The sequence below is a fragment of the Cupriavidus sp. KK10 genome (genome assembly GCF_018223725.1).
In the GTDB taxonomy this organism is placed as follows: Bacteria; Pseudomonadota; Gammaproteobacteria; order Burkholderiales; family Burkholderiaceae; genus Cupriavidus; species Cupriavidus necator.
The window spans coordinates 1,842,641-1,863,601 of record NZ_CP073677.1; the positions used below are offsets into that span (position 1 = coordinate 1,842,641).

Here is a 20,961-nt window from a genome sequence, read left to right on the forward strand (position 1 = left end):
ATGCTAGTCAATCGGCAGCGGCGAGGGGAGTAACAAGGCCGTCGTGAATCCCGGCACCGGCGGCGTCATCCAGCGGCGCGCGCGCCCGTGGCCAAGGGACTGGATCTTGCCCGCGGCCGCCAGCGTTTCCAGTGCCCGTTGCACCGAGCGCTGGCTGGCACCCAGCGCCAGCGCGAGGGCAGAGCTGGACCATGACTCGCCATCGGCCAGCAAGGCGAGCACCGCCGCGTGCTTCTCTTCCACCGGCCGCGCCAGCACCACCACCTCGCGCGCGCGGTCCGGCACCAGCGCGAAGCCGCGCCCGGTTGCGGTGACGCCGGCAAATGCGCCAAGCACCGCGCGCAGCCGCCCGATCTCGACACGCAGCCGCGCGCGGTGCGAAGCATCGGCATGCCTGGTGCGGAAGGCGTGCGCAATCAGCGTGTCCCGGGGCACGTCGGCGGGCCAGGCTTCGGCCAGCGCGCGCGCCAGCGTGAACAACACCGGCCGCCTGGCGAGCGAGACCGTGGTGCCAGCGCAGCGCACGGCATAGCGACACGCATCCACGACCAGCGCTTTCGACGCCAGCAGCGCTTCGACTTCCTCGAGCAGCAGCGGCCGTTCCTCGCCGCGCGCGATGCGGCGTGCCGCGGGGCTGTGCAGCGCCTGGGCCGCGCTTTCGACCTCGGCGCGCAAGGATGGGATACCGGCGCGCTGCGCCGCGCGCGCGGCCTGTGCCAGTGCGGTGCGCGCCGGCCGGGTCTGCACGCGCCGTATCGCAATGCCCGCCACGATCAGGGCATGGGTTGTGCGCAACGCGGGCGGGAAGGGGGCGGGGTCAAGCCCGGCAAGCGCCTGCTCGGCTTCGTCGATGCGGCCGATCAGCAGCAGCCGGCGGATCGCCAGATAGCGCGCATGGGCGGCGTTGACCCAGTCGCCGTGCGCTTCAAGGGTGGCGCGCGCGCTGTCCAGCGTCTTTGCGGGCCAGCCCAGGTCACGCGAGATAAAGGCGATCTCCGTTTCGGCCACCACGCACCTGGCGCGCGCTACGGCTTCGCGCGGACCGAAGGCGCGCGCCGCGCTGCGCAACAGTGCCCGGGCGCGGATGAAGTCGCCAAGCTGCGCCATGGCGATGCCGCGCAGCGCCAGCGCCGGCGGATCATCGCGCAGCGCAACCCGGTTCAGCGCGCCAAGCGGATCACCCGCGGCGAGCGCGAGCGCCGCGGCGGCAATGCGTGAGTCCATCCGAATCCCGCCAGAAATCCCGCCACACTTGTCACTCCCACCGTTGGAAGCCGGCGCCTAATCTAGCACACGAACACCAACCAACGGAGGGATGCGCGATGACCACACACAGCACCGGAACCCGTGAAGCATGGCTGGCCGCGCGGCGTAAACTGCTCGAGGCCGAGAAGGATCTCACCCGACGCAGCGATGAACTGGCACGGCAGCGCCAGGCGTTGCCGTGGGTTCGAATCGACAAGCCCTACCGGTTCGAGACCGCGGCCGGCAGCGCCTCGCTGGCAGACTTGTTCCAGGGACGTTCGCAACTGCTGGTCTACCACTTCATGTTCGGCCCGGACTACCAGGCCGGGTGCCCGTCCTGCTCCGCGATTGCGGACGGGTTTGACGGCTTTGCCGTCCATCTGGCGCATCACGATGTCACGCTGGCCGCGGTGTCGCGGGCACCGTTGGCGAAATTGCTGGCGTACCAGCGGCGCATGGGCTGGACCTTCCCGTGGGCGTCTTCGCAGGGCAGCGACTTCAACACGGACTTCAACGTCTGGTTCAGCGAAGCGCAACAACGCCAGGGCGATATCGACTACAACTACCGGCGCGAGGCGGCATTCGCCTGGCGCCCCGAGCTGGAGGCCGGCGGCGCTGCGGCCGAGGCCCGCTTTGCTGCCATGTGCGGCACCGATGCCGCGACGTACCAGCGCGACCGGCCGGGTATGAGCGCCTTCGCACTGGAAGATGGCGTTGTGTACCACACCTATTCCACCTATGCGCGCGGGCTGGATGGCCTGTGGGGCATGTACCAGTGGCTGGATCGCGCGCCGCGCGGACGCAACGAGGCCGGGGTCTGGTGGCGCCGCCACGATGAGTACGAGCCGGGCTGAGGCAGGTCGTGTCCAGCGTACTCACCGCGCACAGGCCGGCGCGCTCACGCAGCGCCGGCCCGCGCCTTGCCTTCTTTGGCATCCTTGCCGTGCTATTCATCGCCGGCGTGGCGGCGACACTCGCCTGGCATGCGTCCATGCCCGCAATGCGCGCGATGCCGATGCCAGGCGGCTGGACCATGTCAATGGCGTGGATGCGGATGTGCGGCCAGACCTGGGGCCGCACGGCGATGGCCTTCCTCGGCATGTGGATCGCCATGATGGTGCCGATGATGCTGCCCTCGCTGGCACCGATGCTGTGGCGCTACCGCCAGGCGCTGGCGGCGGCAGGGCAGGTGCGCCCGGGCATGTCGACGGTATTGGCGGGCGCCGGCTACTTCTTCGTGTGGGGCATGGTGGGCCTCGCCGTTTTCCCGGTTGGCGCTGCGCTGGCAGCAATCGCCACGCAGGCGCAGGGCCTGGCGCGCGCGGCGCCGCTCGCTGCTGCGGTGGTCTTGATGATGGCAGGCGTGCTGCAGTTCGCCGCGTGGAAAGCACGGCAGCTTGCCTACTGCACCAGCGCAGCGGGCCGCACGCGCGCACTGCCGGCGGATGCCGGCTCGGCGTGGCGCCATGGCCTGCGGCTGGGCCTGCACTGCATCCGGTGCTGTGCGGGCCTGACCGCGGCATGGCTCGTCATGGGCGTGATGGACCTGCGCGTGATGGCAGCGGTGACATTGGCGATGACGCTCGAACGATGGATGCCGGCGGGTGCGCGCGTGACCAGGCTTGCGGTACGGCTTACCGGGGCCGTCCTGGTCGGCGTGGGCGTGGCTACGCTGGTACAGGCAGGTTGGGGCGGATGACGGGGTGGTGCTAGCCCAGCGCGACCGCGAACAGCGCCGCAATCAGCGGCCGCTCCTTGCGCACCTCCAGGCAGCACAGCGAATAGTCGATCGACAGCAGCGGCTCGTCGACCGGCACCACCTGCAGGCCCGGCAGCGGGATGCATTCGATCTGCGTGACGAAGCTGATGCCCATGCCATTGGCCACCGCATGCAGGATGGCCTCGCGGCTGTTGATCTCCATCACGCAGTTCAGCGCTACGCCATGCTGTGCGCACGCGCGTTCAACCCGGAGCCGGGTCTTCGATCCCGGCTCGCGCACGATCACAGCTTCGCCGGCGACGTCTTGCACCGTGATCGAAGGGCGCGCGGCCAGCGGATGGCCGGCCGGCATCACGGCAACGATGCGCTCGCGGCGATAGGGCGTGATGTGCAGGCCCTCGACGGGATCGGGTTCCGCCAGGATGCCGACGTCGATGTCGAAATCCTGCAACCCGTGCAGCACCGATGCCTCTGAGCCGATGGTGACCGTCAGTTCCAGCGAAGCATGCGCGGTGCGGAAGCTTCGCGCCAGCCCCAGCGCGATCGGCGGCGACACCGCGCCCACGCGCACCAGCCCGGTCTTGAGCTTGTGCGCGCTGTGCAGGAACTGCATGGCCTCTTCTTCCTGCCCGAACAATCCCTGGGTGATGGCGTAGAGCCGCTCGCCGGTGTCAGTCAGGCGCACGGTGCGGCCCGCGCGCAGGAACAGCTCCACGCCGAAACGCGTCTCCAGCGCCTTGACCTGGTCGGTCACGGTCGGCTGCCCAATATGCAGGTATTGCGCCGCGGCAGTGAAGCCGCCCGTCCGGGCGACCGCGTGGAAGCAGCGGATCGACTTGTAGTACTGGTGGAACATGGGGTCTCGATGGGGGCTGACGCCATTCAGCGCGGCGTGTGCGGCGAGTCTCCCACAGACGCGTGCCGATGCGTACAGGGTTTCCCCGAGGCCGGCAGCGTCCCGGCGATCCATCGGTTTTGGCGCACCTCGCCGTCAAAGATGCGATTGGACCGGGGGGTTGGCGTCTCCCACACTTCAGGCACCAGGGAACGCGGCACAAGCCGCCGTCCAGGCTACCCAGGAATGAAGTGAGGAGACCCCATGATCCATGCCTACCACAACCCCGTGTCGATCCATTGCGGGGCTGGCAGTCTTGACCAGCTTCCGGCCTTGCTGCACGGCCGGCGCGTCGTCGTCGTGACCTTTCCCGAAGCGCGCGCGCTGGGACTGGTGGCGCGGCTTGAAGCCCTGCTGGGCGCAGACCTTGTCGGGATGATCGAAGACGTGCGGCCGAACCCGGATGTCGCCCAGTTGTCCGGCCTGTACGACCGCTTCTGGGAACATGCCGACGCTTGCGACGCCATCGTTGCAGTCGGCGGCGGCAGCGCCATCGATACCGCCAAGGCGCTGATGGTAGGGACCAGGACGGGGCGGTTCGATTCGCTGATCAGCCTGCTGGCAGCGGGAAAGCCGTTCACGCCGGCGCAGGTCAAGCCGCTGATCGCGGTGCCGACCACGGCCGGCACGGGCAGCGAAGTGACGCCCTGGGCGACTATCTGGGACGCCGCGAAGCAGAAGAAGTACTCGCTTCACCTGGAGGCAACCTGGCCCGAAGCGGCCATCGTGGACGCGGAGCTGATGATGTCCGTGCCGCGGGGCACCACGATCTCCACCGGGCTTGATGCCCTGTCGCACGCGCTGGAATCGATCTGGAACGTCAACGCCAACCCGATTTCCGATACCTTCGCGATTTCGGCGGTGGAGGACATCTTCGACACCTTGCCGGAACTGGTGCGCAACCTGGACGACATTGCCTTGCGTGAGCGCATGGCGCTGGCCGCCCTCAAGGCCGGACTGGCGTTCTCCAATACCAAGACGGCCCTTGCGCACTCCATCTCCTACGAAATGACGCTGCGCCATGGCCTGCCGCACGGCATCGCGTGCTCGTTCACGCTGCCGATGGTGCTGGAAAAAGCCTGGGCACGCCGCCCCGACCGCGACCGCACGCTGCAACGCTTGTTCGGGCCGGTGCTGGACCACGGGCAGCAACGGCTGCGCGCCTTCCTGCAGGGCCTGGGCGTGAAGACCGAGTTTGCCGACTACGGCGTCACCGACGACGAGGCCGGCGCCATGATCACACGTGCGCTGGACGGCGCCCGGGGCAAGAACTTTATCGGCGCCGTGTCTGCCTAGCGGCACGACCCCGGCCGACGGTACCGCCGGCCAACACGAGCCCGCAATACGGGCCGACAATACAAGAGGAGACAAAAATGGAAACTGCCGATCGCATCCAGGTAGGGGCGTTCGTCGCCCCGGCCGAGCTATCGTTCCGGCGAGCACAGTGGCGCATGCTGCTGGCCGCGATGTTCTGCTACTTCTTCTTCTACACGGGGCGGCAGACCTTTGGCTTCGCCATTCCCGGCATCCAGCAGGAATTCGGGCTTTCCAAGGAGACGCTGGGATGGGCCTCGACCTGCCTGCTGTGGTGCTACGCCATCGGGCAGGCCATCAACGGCAACCTGGGCGACAAGTTCGGCGGCCGCCGCGTGATGACCGCCGGCGCGATCCTGTCGTGCGCGGCCAACTGGGTGGTCAGCTTTGCCGTGGGCTTCAAGACCCTGGCGATTCCATGGGGCATCAACGGCTACTTCCAGGCGCTCGGCTGGGCGCCCGGCAGCCGGCTGCTGTCGAACTGGTGGGGCGCCGGCGAACGCGGCAAGGTCTACGGCTTCTATGTGTTCGCGGCTGGCTGCGCTTCGGTACTGTCGTTCGTCACCTCGATCGTGGTTGTGAATATCCTGCACCTGGACTGGCGCTGGATCTTCCGCCTGCCGGTGCTGCTGATGCTGGTGGGTGGCATCACCTTCTTCCTGATCGTGCGCGAGCGTCCGGAAGACCTGGGCTTCAGGTCGCCCGACACCGGCGCCGCCAAGGCCGACGATGCGGACAAGGCCGCGGCGGTCGAAACCGACGCCAATGAAAGCTCCTGGTCACGCTACAAGGCCGTGCTGTGCAACCCGCGCCTGCTGATCGCGGGCCTGTCGATCGGCTTCCAGAACGCCGCGCGCTATGGCCTGATCGTCTGGGTACCGGTCCACTTCCTGGGCAAGAACTGGAAGAGCGCCGAGACGCTGATCGACCCGGCGTGGATCTCGGTGGCACTGCCGGTAGGCATGGCGTTCGGCGCGCTGAGCAACGGCTGGATTTCCGACCGCCTGTTCGGCTCCAGCCGCAGCAAGGCCATCATGCTGTACATGGTGCTGGGTGCGGTGGCGTCAATGGTCATGTACAAGCTGCCCACGGGCATGGGCGCCATCGTCGCGCTATTCCTTGCCGGCTTCTTCGTCTACGGCCCCGCGTCGTCGTTCTGGGCGCTGTGCCCGGACCTGGTTGGCGCCAAGCGGGCCGGCACCGCTACCGGCATCCTCAATTTCTTCTCCTACCTGCTCGCCGGCCTGGGCGAACCCCTGATCGGCCGCATGCTGGATCACTCGGGCAATACCTCGCTGGTGTTCCCGATCGTGGCAACCAGCTGCATCATCAGCGCCGTGATCGCGGCCTTCATTCGCCGCTGAGTGCGCCGGGCCGGCACGATGCCGGCCCGCCCGCCACGGCTGCAACCCGTTTCCCCACACTGCACAAGACCCGAGAGGGCAAGCCCATGACCGCATTGCATGCCATCCCCGAAATCCGCCACGAAGCGCTGCGCATCGCCGGCGAGAAGATCTACCGCGAAGACGTGATCGAGGTGACCTATCCGTACACCGGCGAAGTCATCGCCACCGTGCCGAAGGCCACGCTCGACGACGTGCGCCGCGCCTACCGCATCGCGCGCGACTACCAGCCCACGCTGACGCGCTATGACCGCTACAAGATCCTGATGCGCGCCGGCGAGATCATCGCCTCGCGCCTGGATGAGATCTCGCGCACGATCACGCTGGAATCCGGCCTGTGCCGCAAGGATTCGCTGTACGAGGTGGGCCGCGCCTCCGACGTGCTGCTGTTTGCCGCCAACCAGGCGCTGGTCGACGACGGCCAGGTGTTCTCGTGCGACCTGACCCACCACGGCAAGAGCCGCAAGGTCTATACGCTGCGCGAGCCGCTGCTGGGGGTGATCACCGCGATCACGCCGTTCAACCACCCGCTCAACCAGGTGATCCACAAGGTGGCGCCGTCGGTGGCCACCAACAACCGCATGGTGCTCAAGCCCAGCGAGAAGACCCCGCTGGCAGCCTGCCTGCTGGCCGATATCCTGTATGAGGCCGGACTGCCGCCGCAGATGCTGTCGGTCATCACCGGCGACCCGCGCGAGATTGCCGACGAGATGCTGACGCACCCGGACGTGGACCTGGTGACCTTCACCGGCGGCGTGCCGATCGGCAAGTACATTGCCGCCACTGCCACCTACAAGCGCCAGGTGCTGGAGCTGGGGGGCAACGACCCGATCATCGTGATGGAAGACGCGGATCTGGAAGAGGCCGCCACGCTGGCCGCCAGCGGCTCCTACAAGAACTCCGGGCAGCGCTGCACGGCGATCAAGCGCATGCTGGTGCATGAGTCGGTGGCGGACCGCTTTGTCGACCTGCTGGTGGCGAAGACCGAAGCGCTCAGCTATGGCGATCCCATGGACCCGAAGGTGGACATGGGCACCGTCATCGACGAAGCCGCCGCGATCCAGTTCGAAGCCGTGGTCAATGAAGCGATTGCCGCCGGGGCCACGCTGCGCTACGGCAATATCCGGCGCGGCGCGCTGTATTCGCCGACGGTGCTCGATCATGTCGATCCCGGAATGACGGTGGCCAGGCACGAGACCTTCGGGCCGGTGTCGCCGGTGATCCGCTTCAGGGACATTGAAGAGGCGATCCGCATTTCCAACGGCACCGCCTACGGGCTCTCGTCGTCGGTCTGCACCAACCGGCTCGACTACATCACGCGCTTTGTGCGGGAGCTGAAGGTTGGCAGCGTCAACGTGCGGGAGGTGCCGGGGTATAGGCTGGAGCTGACGCCGTTCGGCGGCATCAAGGACTCTGGCCTGGGCTACAAGGAAGGCGTGCTGGAGGCGATGAAGAGCTTTACCAATACCAAGACGTATTCATTGCCCTGGTGAGCGGCCCGGCGCGTAGTTTCTGCTGGTGTCTCTGGTAGCCAGGACCAGGTGGGTTCTCCCGCACTGCCATCCCGGATTTGGCCGCCTGCGCAGGCGGCTGCTTTATTTTCAGGCGGCGCTGGAGACCCCGGCGATTCTGGAGCAGCTTGGGCAGGCACGCGGAAGCTGCGGCGCGCACCATCCGTGCGCGCCGTGGCACGGCTAATCTGCCTTGACATTGGCGCTGCGCACCACCTCGCCCCAGCGCTTGAGCTCGGACGCGGTGAAGACCTGGAACTGCTTGCCGGGCATATAGCTGGGCAGCGCGCCGTCGGCTTCCATGGCGGATTTCAGCCTGGGCACGGCGAGGGCCTTGCCTACGGCAGCCTGCAGTTTCTCAAGGGCGTCCGGCGGTGTCTTTGCCGGCGCCACGACGCCGGCCCACGACGTGACCTCAAAGCCGGCAAGGCCCGATTCAGACAATGTCGGCAGTTGGGGCAGCGCCGCCGAGCGCTGGCCCGAGGTAACGGCAAGGCCCTTGAGCTTGCCGGACTTGACGTGCGGGATCATGGCCGGAATGGTCTCGATCGTCAGGGTGACCTCGCCGCCCATCGCGGCCAGCATGGCCGGGCCGCCGCCCTTGTAGGCGACATGGGTCATGTCGACCTTGGCCTGGGACTTGACCAGTTCACCGCTGAGGTGGCCTGGCGACCCGGATCCCGCGGACGAGAAGAAGACCTTGCCGGGATTGGCGCGCATATAAGCCAGCAACTCGGCGGAGGTTTGCGTCGGCATCGCCGGGTTGACCGCTACCACCAGCGGATAGCGCGCCACCAGCGCCACCGGCTCGAAGCTCTTGAGCGGGTCGAATCCCGGCTTTGCATAGAGCCATGGATTGATGGCCTGGCTGCTCAGGGTCGCCATGAACAGGGTGTAGCCGTCGGGCGCGGCCTGCGCGACATACTGGGCAGCGATGTTGCCGGCGGCACCCGGGCGATTCTCGATCACCACTTGCTGGCCCAGCGCTTCCTGCATCTCCCTGGCCAGCAAGCGGGCCAGCTTGTCGGTCGAGCCGCCGGCGGCGAAGCCAACCACGAGGCTGACCGGCCGGGCCGGATAACCGCCCTGGGCGTAGGCCGTGCAGCACGAGGTCGCGGCCAGGCCGATCAGTGTCAGGGTGGCCCGGATGCGCCCGGGCCGGTGCGGCTTGCGTTGGTTTGCCTGCATGAGTGTCTCCTGTGGGGATTGTCGTTGTCGGTTCACGCCTTGTGGCCGTGTCCGGCCGCCTGCCTGCTTGCTGCTTGTGGCGTCACGGATTCAGCAGGCGTTCCTGTGCGTGCGGCGCGCCGGCATTGTCGGCGGGGAGGAACGAAGTGTCTTCAGGGAGGGCGCCGCGCATGCCTGCCGGCGCGGCGCACAGCAGCGCGTTCATCTGGGAAAGCTCGCGCAGGGTGTCGAGGTGCAAGGCGCTGGTTTCCACGCTCGCGGTGCGGCGCTGTGCCACCCGGGCAATGTGGCGGGCGGTGAGGCGCCCGGCGCGTGCCTGGAAGTCGCCAGCGCACTCGATCAGCAATGCCGACGCTGCGCGGTCGTTGGCAACGAAGAGCGACATGCTGGTGCGCAGGTTGGCCACCAGCATGTCGCAAAGCTCGAGCAGTTCGGCACTGCCCTCATCCGAGAAGCAGTAGTTGCGGCTCAGTTTGCGCTGGTCCAGATCGACCAGGATGCGTTCGACGATATCGCCGACATACTCCAGGTTGATATTGACCAGCATGATTTCGTCCCAGCGGGTGGCATCCTCACCGTCGAGGCTGCCGGCGTCGACGTCGGTCAGGTACATCTTGACCGACGAATAGAGTGCGTCGATGCGGTCGTCCAGCGCCCGGCAGCGGGCGTTCACGGCGCGGTCGTTGCCCACGATCGAGAGCTTCATGCCATTGAGCATCTCCTCGATCACGTCGCCGATGCGCACGACTTCGCGCGTGGCATTGCCAAGGGCGACGGAAGGATGCCGCAGGTCGCCCTGGCTCAGGTAGCGCGCGCCGCTGGGCGCTGCGTCGTCGTGCGCATCAGGCAGCCATCGGGTGCACAGGGACGCTACCGGGTTGACGAACCAGACCAGGGTTGCGGCCAGCGTCAGGTTGAATGCCATGTGGAAGTCAATGGCCATGGTGCCGGCACTGCTGCCCAGGCGGTCCAGCAGCCAGGGCATGGCGTCCAGCATCGGCAGGAATGCCAGTATCCCCACGAACCGGAAAATCAGGTTCGCGAGCGATACCCGCCGCGCGGCGGGCGAACTGCCGGAATTGGCCAGGCAGGCTATCAGTCCACTGCCCAGATTGGCGCCAAGTACCAGCGGCAAGGCGGTGGCAGGGCCGATGACGCCGCCCATGGCCAGCGTTGCAGTCAGCAGTACCGCGGCCAGGCTGGAGTACGCGAGCAACGTCACGAGGGCGCCGATCACCAGCGCCAGCAGTGCGTCATGGCCAAGCGAGGTGAAGACGGCGCGCACGATCTCGGCGTGCAGCAGCGGCGCGGCGTATAGGCGGATCAGCTGCAAGGCCAGCGTGATCAGCCCCAGTCCCACGATGACTTCGCCAGTCTGTCCGCGCAAGCTGGCCTTGCCGGACAGACGCAGTGCGATGCCGATCACCAGCAGCAGTGGCGAGAGCCAGGAGATGTCGACCGACAGCAGGCGCGCCATCAGGCTGGTGCCGACGTCGGCACCCAGCACGATCGGCAGTGCCGCCGGCAACGACACCAGGCCGCCTGCGACAAAGGCGCTGGTCATCAAGGCCGTGGCGCTGCTGCTCTGGATCAGCGCGGTCACGCCAAGCCCGGCCAGGAAGCCTCGCGCGGGACTGGCCGTGCCCGCGGCCAGCACCAGCCGCAGGCGCGGCCCCAGTACCTCCAGCATGCCGTGGCGGGTCACATGCGCGCCCCAGATCAGTAGTGCGACCCCGGACATCAGGGAAAGCAGGATTTGCATGGCGCCGCCCCCTGGTGGTGGCCGTCTTGGCGGCCACCTTTAGCTATTGACTGATGACGCGTGCCGGCCTGGCCGGCACGCACTGGCTTTAGTCCGCGTGGTTCAGCGCCAGCCGCAGGATGTCGAAGTTGCGCAGCCGCTGGCCGGCGGGCGCTGCAACCTTGCGGTTGAACAGCAACGGCACCTTCTGCTCGGACAGGCCGCCGTGCGAGCGCAGCGGAGCATCCAGGCCGCTCAGGTCATGGCGTGCCGGCGTGGTGCCGAGCACGGTCAGGCGTTCGCTGACCACCACCAGGTCGCCGATGCGGTCGGGCGGCAGCTCGAAGCGTTCGCTTGCGGCGTGCTTGTCCAGCACCAGCTCGATGCCGGGCAGCGCGGCGATGGCCTCATGCACGGCGCGCTGGTCGGTACCGGCGGGCAGGTACACGGTCGCGTAGGAGCCCAGTGCGCCGTGGTGGGCGACATAGGGATCGGTGATCGGCAGCAGCACGCGCGTGGCGTCCGCGCCGAAGCGCTCGTCCAGCACCTGCTGCAGGAACAGGATGTTGGCCTTGCCCAGCGAGTCGGTCTTGGCATTCATGCCGTGGTCGGCGGTCACGCCGATGACCGCGCCGAGCGCGTCCAGGCGCTGCAGGTAGCTGTCGATCATGGCGTAGAAGGCATTGGCCTGCGGCGTGCCCGGGGCATGCTTGTGCTGGATGTAGTCCGTCGTGGACAGGTACATCAGGTCGGGCCGCATGGTTTCCAGCAAGGCCACGCCGGCGGCGAACACGAACTCTGACAGGTCGGCGCTGTAGACCGAGGGCAGGGGCATGCCGACCTTGCGCAGCACGTCGTCGATGCCGTTGTCTTCGATGGTGGCCTGGTCGGCCTTCTCCGCCGAGAAGCAGATGCCCTTGAGGCCGTGGCCGAGCAGCGCGCGCAGCTTGTCCTTGGCCGTGACCACCGCCACCGATGCGCCGGCCTGCGCTGCCGCGGCCAGCACGGTGGGGGCGCGCAGGTAGCGGGCGTCGTTCATCAGCACTTCGGCGCCGGCTTCGGTGTCGTAGAAGAAGTTGCCGCAGATGCCGTGCACCGACGGCGGCACGCCGGTCACGATCGACAGGTTGTTGGGATTGGTGAACGACGGCACCACGCAATCGCCGGTCAGCACCGTTCCGCGTTTGGCCAGGCTGGCGAAGAAGGGGGTCGCGCCCGCCTGCACGGCAAGGTTGATGTATTCCTGCTCGCAGCCATCGATGCAGACGATGACGGTGGGGCGGGCGGGAAGCTGGTAGTGGTGGCCGTTGACCTGGATCTGGGTGCTCATGGCGTCTCTTGCGGAAGGATTGTCGATGGGATTTGCCTGAGACCCATGCTAATTTAGGCGATAAACTCTCACAATCGAGTTTACTTTCCAGATTCTGTCAGGAAATCTCACAATGCCGCACAAGCTGCCGCCGCTCAACGCCTTGCGCATCTTCGAGGTTGCCGCCCGCGCCGGCAGCTATTCCGCGGCCGCGCGTGAGCTGCACCTGACCCATGGCGCGGTCAGCCGGCAGATCGAGATCCTGGAGCAATGGCTGGGGCAGCCGCTGTTTATCCGCCAGGGCCAGCGCATGGTGCCGACTGTCCACGCGCAGGCGTTCGCGCGCGAGATCAGCACGGCGTTCGACCAGATCAGCGCCGCTTCCGAGCGCTATGGTCGCATTGCCACGCGCAAGGTGGTGCGCGTCAATGCCCCGGCAACCTTTGCCATGCGCTGGCTGATTCCGCGGCTGGATGACTTCCGGCGCCAGCAGCCCGAGGTCGACGTGCGTGTGTCCACCGCCTTCAGCAACGAGGCCGGATTCAACGGCACCTTTGACGTGGCGATACGGCGCACCCTCGAACGTGGCGAACAGTTCGAGTCAGTGCCGATCTTTTCGGAGTACCAGACGGTGATCGCCAGCCCGGCGATGCTGGAGCAGGTGCCGTTGCAAGGTGTAGAGGACCTGGTAGAGGGCGTCTTCCTCTATACGGAGACACGGCCGGGAAGCTGGGAATCGTGGCTGCAGCAGGCGGGACATGCCTCGCTGCTGCCTGTTCGCACGCTGCGCTTCGACCATTTTTTTGTCACGCTGCAGGCGGTGGTGGACAGCCTTGGCTTTGCCATCGGCACCTTTCCGACCCTGGAAACGGACCGCGCGGGCGGTCGCATTGCGACGCCGTTTGCCGCCATCCGCGCACCGGGCAATACCTATCATGCGCTGGTGCCGCGCGATGCCGACAAGCCGCTGCATCTGCGCGCGTTCCTGGAGTGGTTGCAGCAGCAGGGGGAGGCGGCCGCGGAGACCTGAAGCGGCGCGCGCCCGGGAAGCGGGGTGAGGGTGGCGCGCGGCCCGCGCGATGCGGGCCTGCGCTGACGGGCGCTCAGGCCCCGTCGAGGAACGCGCTGCGCTGGCCCAGGCGCGTGCCGAGCGCATCGGGGGCCAGGCTCATGCTGGCGGGGTCCACGGCCGAGGCGGGGCTGCTTGCCATGGTCGGGTCGGCGGCTGCCGGCGCCATGCCCGGCTGGGCCGCCTGTACGGGCGCCTGGGCATAGCTGCCGCCCGCTGCGGGTGCCATCTGGGCCGACGGCCCTGCCGACGGCATGGCTTGCACGGGCTGGGCGGATTGCACCGGCTGAGTGGATTGCATCGGCTGCATCGGCTGCGTCATCGGCATGGGCTGGCTCGGCTGCAGGGGCTGGGCCTGCTGGGCAAACAGCGGGTAGGACGCGATCATCGCGCCAGCCACGACCAGGGATTTCGCCAGATGTTGCTTCATTCGTGTACCTCCTAGAACGCCTACAGGCAAGGGAACAGTCACTGTAGCGCCGAGGCACCTGACATTCTGTTTGATTTTGCAACGGTCGTTAACCAGCCTTGCCATCGGGGCCAGGGCAGGTTAGTCGCGCGCGGCCTGCAAACCTTGCGGGCCGTCAACGCCTGGCCAATCGCTTGAGCGCCGCCGGGTCCAGCAGTTCGATCTGCCGGTACTCGCGGCGGATCAGGCCCGCTTCCTCCCACGCCTGCAGGTACTTGGCCACGGTCTGGCGAGAGCGGTTGACCATGTCGCCAAGGTCCTCCGCGCTGATGCGCACGACATGGTCGGTGCGGTCGGCCAGTTCCAGCAGGCGTGCTGCCATGCGCGCGTCGATGGGCGCCTGCGCCGCGCTTTGCGCGTGGTCGAACGCTACGCGCAGGCGCGCGCAGATCTGCTGCACGATCAGTTGCATGCCTTCCGGATGCGCGCCCAGGATGCGGTGGAAGTCGCGCTGGCTCAGCACCATCAGTTCCGTGTTGCCGACGGCGAAGGCGTCGTGCGTGCGCGGCTTGCCGTCCAGCAGCGAGATCTCGCCGAACCAGCGGCCACGCCCGATCACCGAATACACCGACTCGCGCCCGCCCGTGCTGACGCGGCTCATGCGCACCCGGCCCGACAGCACCATGCAGAAGTAGGTGGGCGGATCGCCGCGCGCGAAGATCATCTCGCCGTCGCCAAAGCGCAGGCGGCGTGCGGCGTTCGCCACGGCATCGAGCACGCCCGGCGGCGCATTGCGCAGCCAGCCGCTGGCCAGCACGCTGCGCGGCAGCGTGCGCACCGGTTCCACCGCTGCCCTCGATCCACGCTTCACATCACCCTTCACATCGCTCTCCTGCTGGAGCCGAGATTGTCTAATACTTAACAGACTTTGGCGCGGTGCGCCTGGACAATGCATCGATTCAATGACTCACATGCCCCCGGGGAGGTACGCATATGGCGCAAATCCAGCTTGTCGATTCAATCAGGGACCGCGTCTCCGACGCCGAATGGCAGATGCGCGTGGACCTGGCGGCCGCGTACCGCCTGGTCGCCCACTTCGGCTGGGACGACCTGATCTTCACCCATATCTCGGCACGCGTGCCCGATGCGCCGGACCAGTTCCTGATCAACCCGTACGGGATGATGTTCGACGAGATCACGGCATCGAGCCTGGTCAAGGTCGACCACGAAGGGCAGCCGGTGCTGGAAACGCCGTATGACGTCAACCCGGCCGGCTTCATCATCCACAGCGCCGTGCATGAGGCGCGCCCCGAAGTCGGTTGCGTGATGCACACGCATACCTCGCACGGCGTCGCCGTTTCGGCGCAGCAGGCGGGCCTGCTGCCGATCTCGCAGCAATCGATGTTCGCGCTGACCGGGCTGGCGTACCACGACTATGAAGGCGTGGCGCTGCGCGAGGACGAGAAGGCGCGGCTGGTGGCGGACCTGGGCCGCTGCAAGCAGATGATCCTGCGCAACCATGGCCTGCTGACGTGCGGGCGCACGGTATCCGATGCATTCCTGACCATGTACACGCTTGAGTCCGCCTGCCGCATCCAGATCCTCGCGCAAAGCGGCGGCACGCCGCTGACCATGGTGCCCGAAGCCGCCAGCGCCAACATGGGCCAGCAGGCGCGCCAGGCCACCAAGGGCAAGGGCTCCGGCCTGGCCTGGCCGGGCCTGCTGCGTCGCCTTGACCGCATCAACCCTGACTACCGCAACTGACCATGGCCATCCTCGTTCACCTGCCGTCGTTCATGGCGGTTCCCATCACTGCCGCGCTGCGCGAAGCCGCGCCGGATATCACCGTGTGGAACGGCCGCGAGGCCGCCGTCGCGGAAGAGGTCGAAGCCATCATCGCCTGGGGCCTGAAGCCCGGCGTGCTGCCGGCCTACCCGAAGCTGCGGCTGGTCTGCGCCGCCACCGCGGGCGTCGACAAGCTGCTGGCCGCGCCGGACCTGCCGCCTGGCATGCCGGTCACGCGCATAGTCGATCCCGGCCAGCAGACCGGCATTGCCCACTACGTGCTGGCGATGGCGCTGCGCCATATCCGCGCCCTCGGCCTGTACGCCGAACAGCAGCGCCGCGGTGAATGGAAGCGCCACCCGGGGCGCGATGTGTCGCGCTGCCGCGTGGGCGTGCTGGGGCTGGGCGAGATCGGCAGCGAGGTCGCGCGCATGTTTGCCGCCATCGGCTACCCGGTCAGCGGCTGGAGCCGCAGCGCCAAGCATCTGCCCGGCGTGACCGACTTCACCGGCGACGACGGGCTGGAGGCCATGCTGGCGCAGAGCGACATCCTGGTCTGCACGCTGCCGCTGACGCCGCGCACCGAGAGCATGCTGAACCGCCAGACGCTGTCGCGGCTGCCCAAGGGGGCGTTCCTGATCAACGTCGGGCGTGGCGAGCATGTGGTCGAGCCCGATCTGGTCGCACTGATCGACGATGGCCACCTTGCCGGCGCGGCGCTCGACGTGTTCGCCAAGGAGCCGCCCGCGGCGGACGATCCGGTCTGGAACCATCCCCGCATCGAGGCCACGCCGCATATCGCGGCCGACCCCTCGTACGAACTGGTGGCGCGGCAATGCATCGACAACCTGCGGCGCGCGCGCGACGGGCGTGAGCTGCTGAACCAGGTGGACCGGCAAGCGGGCTACTGAGGGCCCGGCGGGCCGGTCCGTCCGCGTGACTATGTCACGCTCACATCGGCGGTGCCCGCCGCCACCTCCAGCAGCCGCGTGCTGGCCGTGGCCGGCTGGGCCGGGGCCGTGCTGCCCTCGAGCAGCTTGAGCGTATGGAAGGTGCAGCTCAGCTTCTGGGGCGTCAGGGTGACCAGCGCGTAGCCCTCGACGTTGGAGTCGGCGTGGCGCAGCCACGCGTTGAAGGCGCGCAAGGTGGCGTCGAAGGTGTTCACCACCGTGCCGCCCACGTTGCTGTAGACCAGTTCACGCAGTGCGGCGAAGGCCTGGTCGTTGTCGACGATCGAGCGGAATGAACTGAGCAGGGTGTTGCTCGACAGGCCGGCCGTGACCAGGTCCACCATCACCGGCGCTGGCGTTGCGGCATCGTAGTCGTCCATCACCTGGCCGGCAAAGAATGCGTGGATATCGCCGCTCAGTGCCACCACATTGCGCACGCTGTTGTTCTTCAGGAACGCCATCAGGTTCTTGCGCTCGGCGTTGTAGCCATCCCACTGGTCGGCATTGAGGATAAAACGGTCGAGCAGCGCGATGGCCGGCAGCCGGCTTTCGATCAGCGGCTTGATATTGGCATCGAACGCGGCGCTGCCGATGCCGACCTGCGCCAGCACATTGCGCAGCGCCGTGTAGGCCAGGTTGGCATAAGTGCCGGCGGCCTTGGCCGCTCGCAGGTCGTCGGCCAGCGCGTTGGCAATGGCGTTCTCCAGCGAGGACAGGACATTGTTGGCCAGCACCAGCGCCCTGGCGATCAGCCGCGCCACCGCCTGGATCACATCCACCTGCATGCGCAACAGCGACACCTGGTTGGCCCACAGCTTCCACGTGGTGGCGTCGGCGCCGACGCGGTCCTGCCACCACGCGCGCTGCGCGTCGCCCAGCATCGACACGGGCGTCAGCGTGTTGCCCGCGGCGGCAATCTTCTGCGCTTCGGCCGCGGCCAGTGTCGCGGCCGGGACGAAGTACAGGGCGCCGACTGCGCGGCCGGTGGATTGCTCGGAGATGATGTGGTCGGCGCGGTACAGGCGCTCGTCGGTCATCAGCAGGGTGGCGAGATTGCCGAAGGTGAACGAGCGATAGATCTGGATGTTCTGGAACGACGGGTTGTTGACGTCCAGGCTGACATCGGCCGGCATGAACTCGAACCACGCCTGGTTGGCAGCGCGCCGGCGCGCGGTGCGCGGCGTCAGGTCGTCGTCGGAGTCGTAGGTCTGGCGGTCCTGCCAGCAATTGTCCGAGAACTCATGGTCGTCCCAGATCGCAATCATCGGGAACGCGGCATGCAGGGCCTGCAGGCGCGCGTCGTTGCGATAGCTGCGGTACAGGTAGCGATAGTCGTCCAGCGTGGTGGCGTAGACGCTGCCGTCCGGCAGCGCGGTGCCATTGGGCAGCTGCAGCACGCCGTGGCGATCCTCCACATTGTCGGCGCGCGAGCCGCCCGGGACGGCCTCGTAGATGTAGTCGCCGACGTGGACGATGAAGTCCAGGTCCTGCTGCGCCAGTTCTTCCATGCCGGCCCAGTGGTTGGCATTCCAGTCCTGGCAGCTGACAAAGGCGAAACGCAGCTGTGACAAGGGCGTGCCGGCCGCTGCCGCGGTGCGGGTGCGGCCGACGGTGCCGGGGCGGTTGCCCAGCAGGAAGCGGTAGTAGTAGCGGGTGCCGGGGCTCAGGCCCGTGACCTTGTTGCGAATGGTGTAGTCCCAGTCCGGCAGGGCCATCAGCGGTTGATTGACCAGCAGGCTCGGCGGCGGGAAGTCAGGCTGCGTCGACACCTGCAGCCGCACCACCACCGGCCGTTTGCCGTTGCCGCCTTCCACCCGCGTCCATACCACCACGCTGTCGGGCCTCGGGTCGCCCGAGGCGACGCCATGGACGAAATTGAAGTTTTCCGGATTGCCGGTGTCGGGTTCCGAATCGCCGCCGCCGCAGGCGCTCAGCCCGCCGGTGGCAACGGTGACGGTCAGGAAACTACCCCACTTGAGAAACTCGCGGCGGTCCATGGCGCTCCTCCTGTTCTTGCGGTCTCGGTCCATGCAGCGCGCAGCCGCGGCCAGGATGCCGCGTGCGGCACCAGGATTCGTGGGGGCGTGCTGGTTGCTGAATGCATACTAGTGGCTGGTCCGCACGCTCGCTGTCGGTGAGGTTCCGACATCGATATAGGAGGAGGTCGACTGGTTCGTGCCGGGACCGGAGCACCGCGCATCACCATTGCTGGCGCGATCGGCAAGTCGGCAAGCATTGCCTGCCACGCGGCCTAGACTGAAAGCAAACGGTCCGGACGCGAGGGCATCATGGCGTACGAGAGCATCCTGGTCCAACTCGATGGCAACCGGCAGGCAATGCAGCGCTTGCAGATTGCGGCACGCCTTGCCACCGCCAGCCAGTGCCCGCTGATCGGCCTGCTGGCCGGGCGCGTGCCGGACCCCAGCTGGTTCTACCGCATGAACAATGCCCAGCGCTGCCTGGCCGAAGACCAGGAGCGGCGCCGGCTGCAGCGCGAGAACATGCGCTGTGCCTTTCAGGCCGCCACGCGCGAGCTGGCGGTTGCCTGCGACTGGCGCACCGTCGAGCGCGATCCGGTGACACTGGCGCTGCGCGAGGCGCGCGAGGCCGGCCTGATCGTCTCCGGCCAGTACGACGCCGACAACGCTGAAGGCCCGGTGGCGCGGCAGCTATTGGAGGCGCTGCTGCTGGAGAGCGGCCGGCCGGCGCTGGTGGTGCCCTGTGCCGGCGCTTTCGCCACCGTGGGCACACGCGTGCTGGTGGCCTGGAACGGCAGCCGCGAGGCCGCGCGTGCTTTGCACGACGCGCTGCCGCTGATGGCCGGCGCGCGGGCGCGGGTGCTGAGCGCCCATGCCGCCAGGGAGCCGCGTGCCGATGCCACCCCGGTCAGCCACGCCGTGCACGTGCTGGAGCGACAGGGTGTGGCAGTTGAGGTGGAGCACGACCCGGCCGGTGGCGACCTGGCCATCGGCGAGCTGATCCTGTCGCGAGCGTCGGACTTCGATGCCGACCTGATCGTGATGGGTGCCTACGGCCACGGCCTGTTGCGCGAGCTGGTGCTGGGCGGCGTGACCAGGGTGGTGCTGGAGTCGATGACGGTGCCGGTGCTGTTCTCGCACTGAAGCGCAGCGCCGGGCGGCATCAGGATCGTGGCATGGGGTCTGCTTAGTGCATGCCGAAGTTGTCCGCCGCGTCGCTTTCCAGCGCGTCGGCGGCAGCGCCATACAGGCTGCGCGACACATAGCTGCGGATCTGCGTGGCGCGCTGGCGCAGCCAGGCGGCCTTGAACTGGCGGGCCTCGCGCACGGTGGGCGTTTCATCCGGCGCCAGCGCCAGCAGGTCGATCACGTGCAGCGCCAGCTGCGTGTCGCCGCGCGCGGCCAGGGACTGGGCGTGGCGGATCAGCGCGCCGTGGTCGGCCACGGCCGCGGCGATCTCGGCGGCCGCCTGTTGCGGCGCGGCCGGATGCAGCGTGGTGGCATTGCGGTCCCACCAGCCGTTCTCCGAGCGGTAGATGTCGCGCGCGATGTAGCTGGGGTCGCCATAGGTGGGGCGCATCCAGGGCTGGTCGAACAGCTCAGCCGGCGGCTTGAGCGCGGCCAGCACCTGGCGTTCATTGCAGCCAGCGTTCATCAGCCGCACCACCTCCGCGCGCAGCCATCGCAGGGCCCTGGCCGTCTGGCACAGCACGCGCTGGCACTCGTCCTCGCCTTGCAGCGTCGCGCCGAACTCTCGCACCACGGTGCGCGGCTGCAGCCCGGCCAAGCGTTCCAGCGTCTCGGCCCAGCGCACGGTGTCGCGCATGGTGCGGAAGGGGGTGCCGATGTTCGGGATCGAATCAATGACCGCGGGGCCGCCGTACAGCAGGCGCCGGCCCGGCAGCCAGACCGCCACGGCGTCGTCGGTCTCGGACGGCGCCCACAGGATTTCCGCGCGGCGCTCGCCCCGGCCCAGCGTCAGGCCATCGGCGAAGGTCTCGGTGGGTTCGATGTGGACCAGCTTTCCTGCCAGCGCGCCGGCCGGCTGGCGGAACTGGATCTCCGCCATGCGCTCCTGCATGCGCTGGGTCTCGCGGTAGCGCGCCTGCCGCGCCAGCACGTTGACGTGGGCCAGCACCCGCGGCGCGGGCTCGCCGCGCGCGGCGGCGTGGTCCAGCCATTGCTGCAGGCCGGCGTTGTAGCCCATATGGCCGTGGCTGTAGCAGATGGCCAGCACTGGCAGTCCGGTCTGCGTGCGCAGCGCCTCGATCATGCCGCGCGTGACGCGCCCGCCGGGGCCGCTGTCGACCACCAGCAGGCCGCCGCCCACGTCGGCGACAAAGCTCTGCCCTTGCCCGTGCAGCAACCACACGCCGTTGCCGGCGCCGTCGATTCCTGTGCCGGTGACCAGTGCCGCCGGCCGGTCCTCAATGTCCTGCATGCT

The 20,961-nt window shown here is 67.9% G+C and carries 18 protein-coding genes; 9 read left to right on the forward strand and 9 right to left on the reverse strand.

Going from position 1 to position 20,961, the window contains the following annotated elements; translation table 11 throughout:
- Window positions 1-3 precede the first annotated feature (3 nt).
- Window positions 4-1,224 (reverse strand): helix-turn-helix domain-containing protein, encoded by a 1,221-nt coding sequence (locus tag KB879_RS08920; RefSeq protein ID WP_211981028.1) that lies wholly within the window; start codon window positions 1,222-1,224, stop codon window positions 4-6.
- Between the two features lie 98 nt (window positions 1,225-1,322).
- Here KB879_RS08920 and KB879_RS08925 point away from each other — a divergent pair, with 98 nt between their 5' ends.
- Both KB879_RS08925 and KB879_RS08930 read left to right on the forward strand, forming a co-directional pair.
- The gene (locus KB879_RS08925; protein ID WP_013952473.1) at window positions 1,323-2,099 is read left to right on the forward strand and encodes a DUF899 domain-containing protein; all 777 of its coding nucleotides are present in this window, start codon (window positions 1,323-1,325) and stop codon (window positions 2,097-2,099) included.
- 8 nt (window positions 2,100-2,107) lie between these two features.
- The gene (locus KB879_RS08930; protein WP_211981029.1) at window positions 2,108-2,944 is read left to right on the forward strand and encodes a DUF2182 domain-containing protein; all 837 of its coding nucleotides are present in this window, start codon (window positions 2,108-2,110) and stop codon (window positions 2,942-2,944) included.
- A gap of 10 nt (window positions 2,945-2,954) precedes the next feature.
- Here the strand turns inward: KB879_RS08930 and KB879_RS08935 are convergent, their stop codons facing one another.
- Window positions 2,955-3,821 carry a LysR substrate-binding domain-containing protein gene (locus KB879_RS08935; RefSeq protein WP_041228576.1) on the reverse strand — a complete coding sequence of 289 codons (867 nt, stop codon included), beginning with the start codon at window positions 3,819-3,821 and terminating at the stop codon, window positions 2,955-2,957.
- A gap of 243 nt (window positions 3,822-4,064) precedes the next feature.
- Between KB879_RS08935 and psrA the strand changes: the two genes are divergently transcribed.
- The 3 genes from psrA to phnY all read left to right on the forward strand — a co-directional run bounded on the left by psrA (window position 4,065) and on the right by phnY (window position 8,070).
- Complete coding sequence (gene psrA / locus KB879_RS08940) at window positions 4,065-5,156, forward strand: iron-containing alcohol dehydrogenase PsrA (RefSeq protein ID WP_013952476.1); 1,092 nt, start codon at window positions 4,065-4,067, stop codon at window positions 5,154-5,156.
- 77 nt (window positions 5,157-5,233) lie between these two features.
- Window positions 5,234-6,538 (forward strand): MFS transporter, encoded by a 1,305-nt coding sequence (locus KB879_RS08945; protein ID WP_153955064.1) that lies wholly within the window; start codon window positions 5,234-5,236, stop codon window positions 6,536-6,538.
- Between the two features lie 86 nt (window positions 6,539-6,624).
- Entirely contained in the window at window positions 6,625-8,070 is a 1,446-nt protein-coding gene (phnY, locus tag KB879_RS08950) for a phosphonoacetaldehyde dehydrogenase (RefSeq protein ID WP_153955065.1), read from the forward strand.
- Window positions 8,071-8,271: 201 nt separating this feature from the next.
- Here phnY and KB879_RS08955 read toward each other — a convergent pair whose 3' ends face one another.
- The 3 genes from KB879_RS08955 to phnA all read right to left on the reverse strand — a co-directional run bounded on the left by KB879_RS08955 (window position 8,272) and on the right by phnA (window position 12,347).
- Window positions 8,272-9,276, reverse strand: a complete 1,005-nt coding sequence (locus tag KB879_RS08955; protein WP_211981030.1) for a tripartite tricarboxylate transporter substrate binding protein — start codon at window positions 9,274-9,276, stop codon at window positions 8,272-8,274.
- An 82-nt stretch (window positions 9,277-9,358) separates the two neighbouring features.
- Window positions 9,359-11,038, reverse strand: a complete 1,680-nt coding sequence (locus KB879_RS08960) for a Na/Pi cotransporter family protein (RefSeq protein WP_153955067.1) — start codon at window positions 11,036-11,038, stop codon at window positions 9,359-9,361.
- 88 nt (window positions 11,039-11,126) lie between these two features.
- The gene (phnA, locus tag KB879_RS08965) at window positions 11,127-12,347 is read right to left on the reverse strand and encodes a phosphonoacetate hydrolase (RefSeq protein ID WP_211981031.1); all 1,221 of its coding nucleotides are present in this window, start codon (window positions 12,345-12,347) and stop codon (window positions 11,127-11,129) included.
- A 112-nt stretch (window positions 12,348-12,459) separates the two neighbouring features.
- Here phnA and KB879_RS08970 point away from each other — a divergent pair, with 112 nt between their 5' ends.
- Complete coding sequence (locus KB879_RS08970; RefSeq protein WP_013952482.1) at window positions 12,460-13,356, forward strand: LysR substrate-binding domain-containing protein; 897 nt, start codon at window positions 12,460-12,462, stop codon at window positions 13,354-13,356.
- A 73-nt stretch (window positions 13,357-13,429) separates the two neighbouring features.
- Here the strand turns inward: KB879_RS08970 and KB879_RS08975 are convergent, their stop codons facing one another.
- Complete coding sequence (locus KB879_RS08975; protein ID WP_211981032.1) at window positions 13,430-13,825, reverse strand: hypothetical protein; 396 nt, start codon at window positions 13,823-13,825, stop codon at window positions 13,430-13,432.
- Window positions 13,826-13,979: 154 nt separating this feature from the next.
- Window positions 13,980-14,687 carry a Crp/Fnr family transcriptional regulator gene (locus KB879_RS08980; RefSeq protein ID WP_049800634.1) on the reverse strand — a complete coding sequence of 236 codons (708 nt, stop codon included), beginning with the start codon at window positions 14,685-14,687 and terminating at the stop codon, window positions 13,980-13,982.
- A gap of 110 nt (window positions 14,688-14,797) precedes the next feature.
- Between KB879_RS08980 and KB879_RS08985 the strand changes: the two genes are divergently transcribed.
- Together KB879_RS08985 and KB879_RS08990 are read left to right on the forward strand one after the other, a co-directional pair.
- On the forward strand, window positions 14,798-15,568 hold the full coding sequence (locus tag KB879_RS08985) for a class II aldolase/adducin family protein (RefSeq protein ID WP_013952485.1): 771 nt from the start codon (window positions 14,798-14,800) through the stop codon (window positions 15,566-15,568).
- Window positions 15,569-15,570: 2 nt separating this feature from the next.
- Window positions 15,571-16,500, forward strand: coding sequence for a glyoxylate/hydroxypyruvate reductase A (locus tag KB879_RS08990; RefSeq protein WP_153955069.1), 930 nt, complete (start codon window positions 15,571-15,573; stop codon window positions 16,498-16,500).
- Window positions 16,501-16,529: 29 nt separating this feature from the next.
- Here the strand turns inward: KB879_RS08990 and KB879_RS08995 are convergent, their stop codons facing one another.
- Window positions 16,530-18,536, reverse strand: a complete 2,007-nt coding sequence (locus KB879_RS08995; protein WP_211981033.1) for an alkaline phosphatase — start codon at window positions 18,534-18,536, stop codon at window positions 16,530-16,532.
- Between the two features lie 291 nt (window positions 18,537-18,827).
- Between KB879_RS08995 and KB879_RS09000 the strand changes: the two genes are divergently transcribed.
- Window positions 18,828-19,661 (forward strand): universal stress protein, encoded by an 834-nt coding sequence (locus KB879_RS09000; protein WP_211981034.1) that lies wholly within the window; start codon window positions 18,828-18,830, stop codon window positions 19,659-19,661.
- A gap of 43 nt (window positions 19,662-19,704) precedes the next feature.
- On the opposite strand, the gene KB879_RS09005 is transcribed toward KB879_RS09000, so the two are convergent.
- A complete protein-coding gene (locus tag KB879_RS09005; RefSeq protein ID WP_211981035.1) occupies window positions 19,705-20,958 on the reverse strand; it encodes an alkyl sulfatase dimerization domain-containing protein in 1,254 nt (417 codons plus the stop codon).
- Between the last annotated feature and the right edge of the window lie 3 nt (window positions 20,959-20,961).

Bases quoted from the DNA above. Each gene is read 5' to 3' on its own strand.
- KB879_RS08920 (WP_211981028.1), bottom strand. From the start codon at position 1,224: ATGGACTCACGCATTGCCGCCGCGGCGCTCGCGCTCGCCGCGGGTGAT.
- KB879_RS08925 (WP_013952473.1), top strand. From the start codon at position 1,323: ATGACCACACACAGCACCGGAACCCGTGAAGCATGGCTGGCCGCGCGG.
- KB879_RS08935 (WP_041228576.1), bottom strand. From the start codon at position 3,821: ATGTTCCACCAGTACTACAAGTCGATCCGCTGCTTCCACGCGGTCGCC.
- psrA (WP_013952476.1), top strand. From the start codon at position 4,065: ATGATCCATGCCTACCACAACCCCGTGTCGATCCATTGCGGGGCTGGC.
- KB879_RS08945 (WP_153955064.1), top strand. From the start codon at position 5,234: ATGGAAACTGCCGATCGCATCCAGGTAGGGGCGTTCGTCGCCCCGGCC.
- phnY (WP_153955065.1), top strand. From the start codon at position 6,625: ATGACCGCATTGCATGCCATCCCCGAAATCCGCCACGAAGCGCTGCGC.
- KB879_RS08955 (WP_211981030.1), bottom strand. From the start codon at position 9,276: ATGCAGGCAAACCAACGCAAGCCGCACCGGCCCGGGCGCATCCGGGCC.
- KB879_RS08960 (WP_153955067.1), bottom strand. From the start codon at position 11,038: ATGCAAATCCTGCTTTCCCTGATGTCCGGGGTCGCACTACTGATCTGG.
- phnA (WP_211981031.1), bottom strand. From the start codon at position 12,347: ATGAGCACCCAGATCCAGGTCAACGGCCACCACTACCAGCTTCCCGCC.
- KB879_RS08970 (WP_013952482.1), top strand. From the start codon at position 12,460: ATGCCGCACAAGCTGCCGCCGCTCAACGCCTTGCGCATCTTCGAGGTT.
- KB879_RS08975 (WP_211981032.1), bottom strand. From the start codon at position 13,825: ATGAAGCAACATCTGGCGAAATCCCTGGTCGTGGCTGGCGCGATGATC.
- KB879_RS08985 (WP_013952485.1), top strand. From the start codon at position 14,798: ATGGCGCAAATCCAGCTTGTCGATTCAATCAGGGACCGCGTCTCCGAC.
- KB879_RS08990 (WP_153955069.1), top strand. From the start codon at position 15,571: ATGGCCATCCTCGTTCACCTGCCGTCGTTCATGGCGGTTCCCATCACT.
- KB879_RS08995 (WP_211981033.1), bottom strand. From the start codon at position 18,536: ATGGACCGCCGCGAGTTTCTCAAGTGGGGTAGTTTCCTGACCGTCACC.
- KB879_RS09000 (WP_211981034.1), top strand. From the start codon at position 18,828: ATGGCGTACGAGAGCATCCTGGTCCAACTCGATGGCAACCGGCAGGCA.
- KB879_RS09005 (WP_211981035.1), bottom strand. From the start codon at position 20,958: ATGCAGGACATTGAGGACCGGCCGGCGGCACTGGTCACCGGCACAGGA.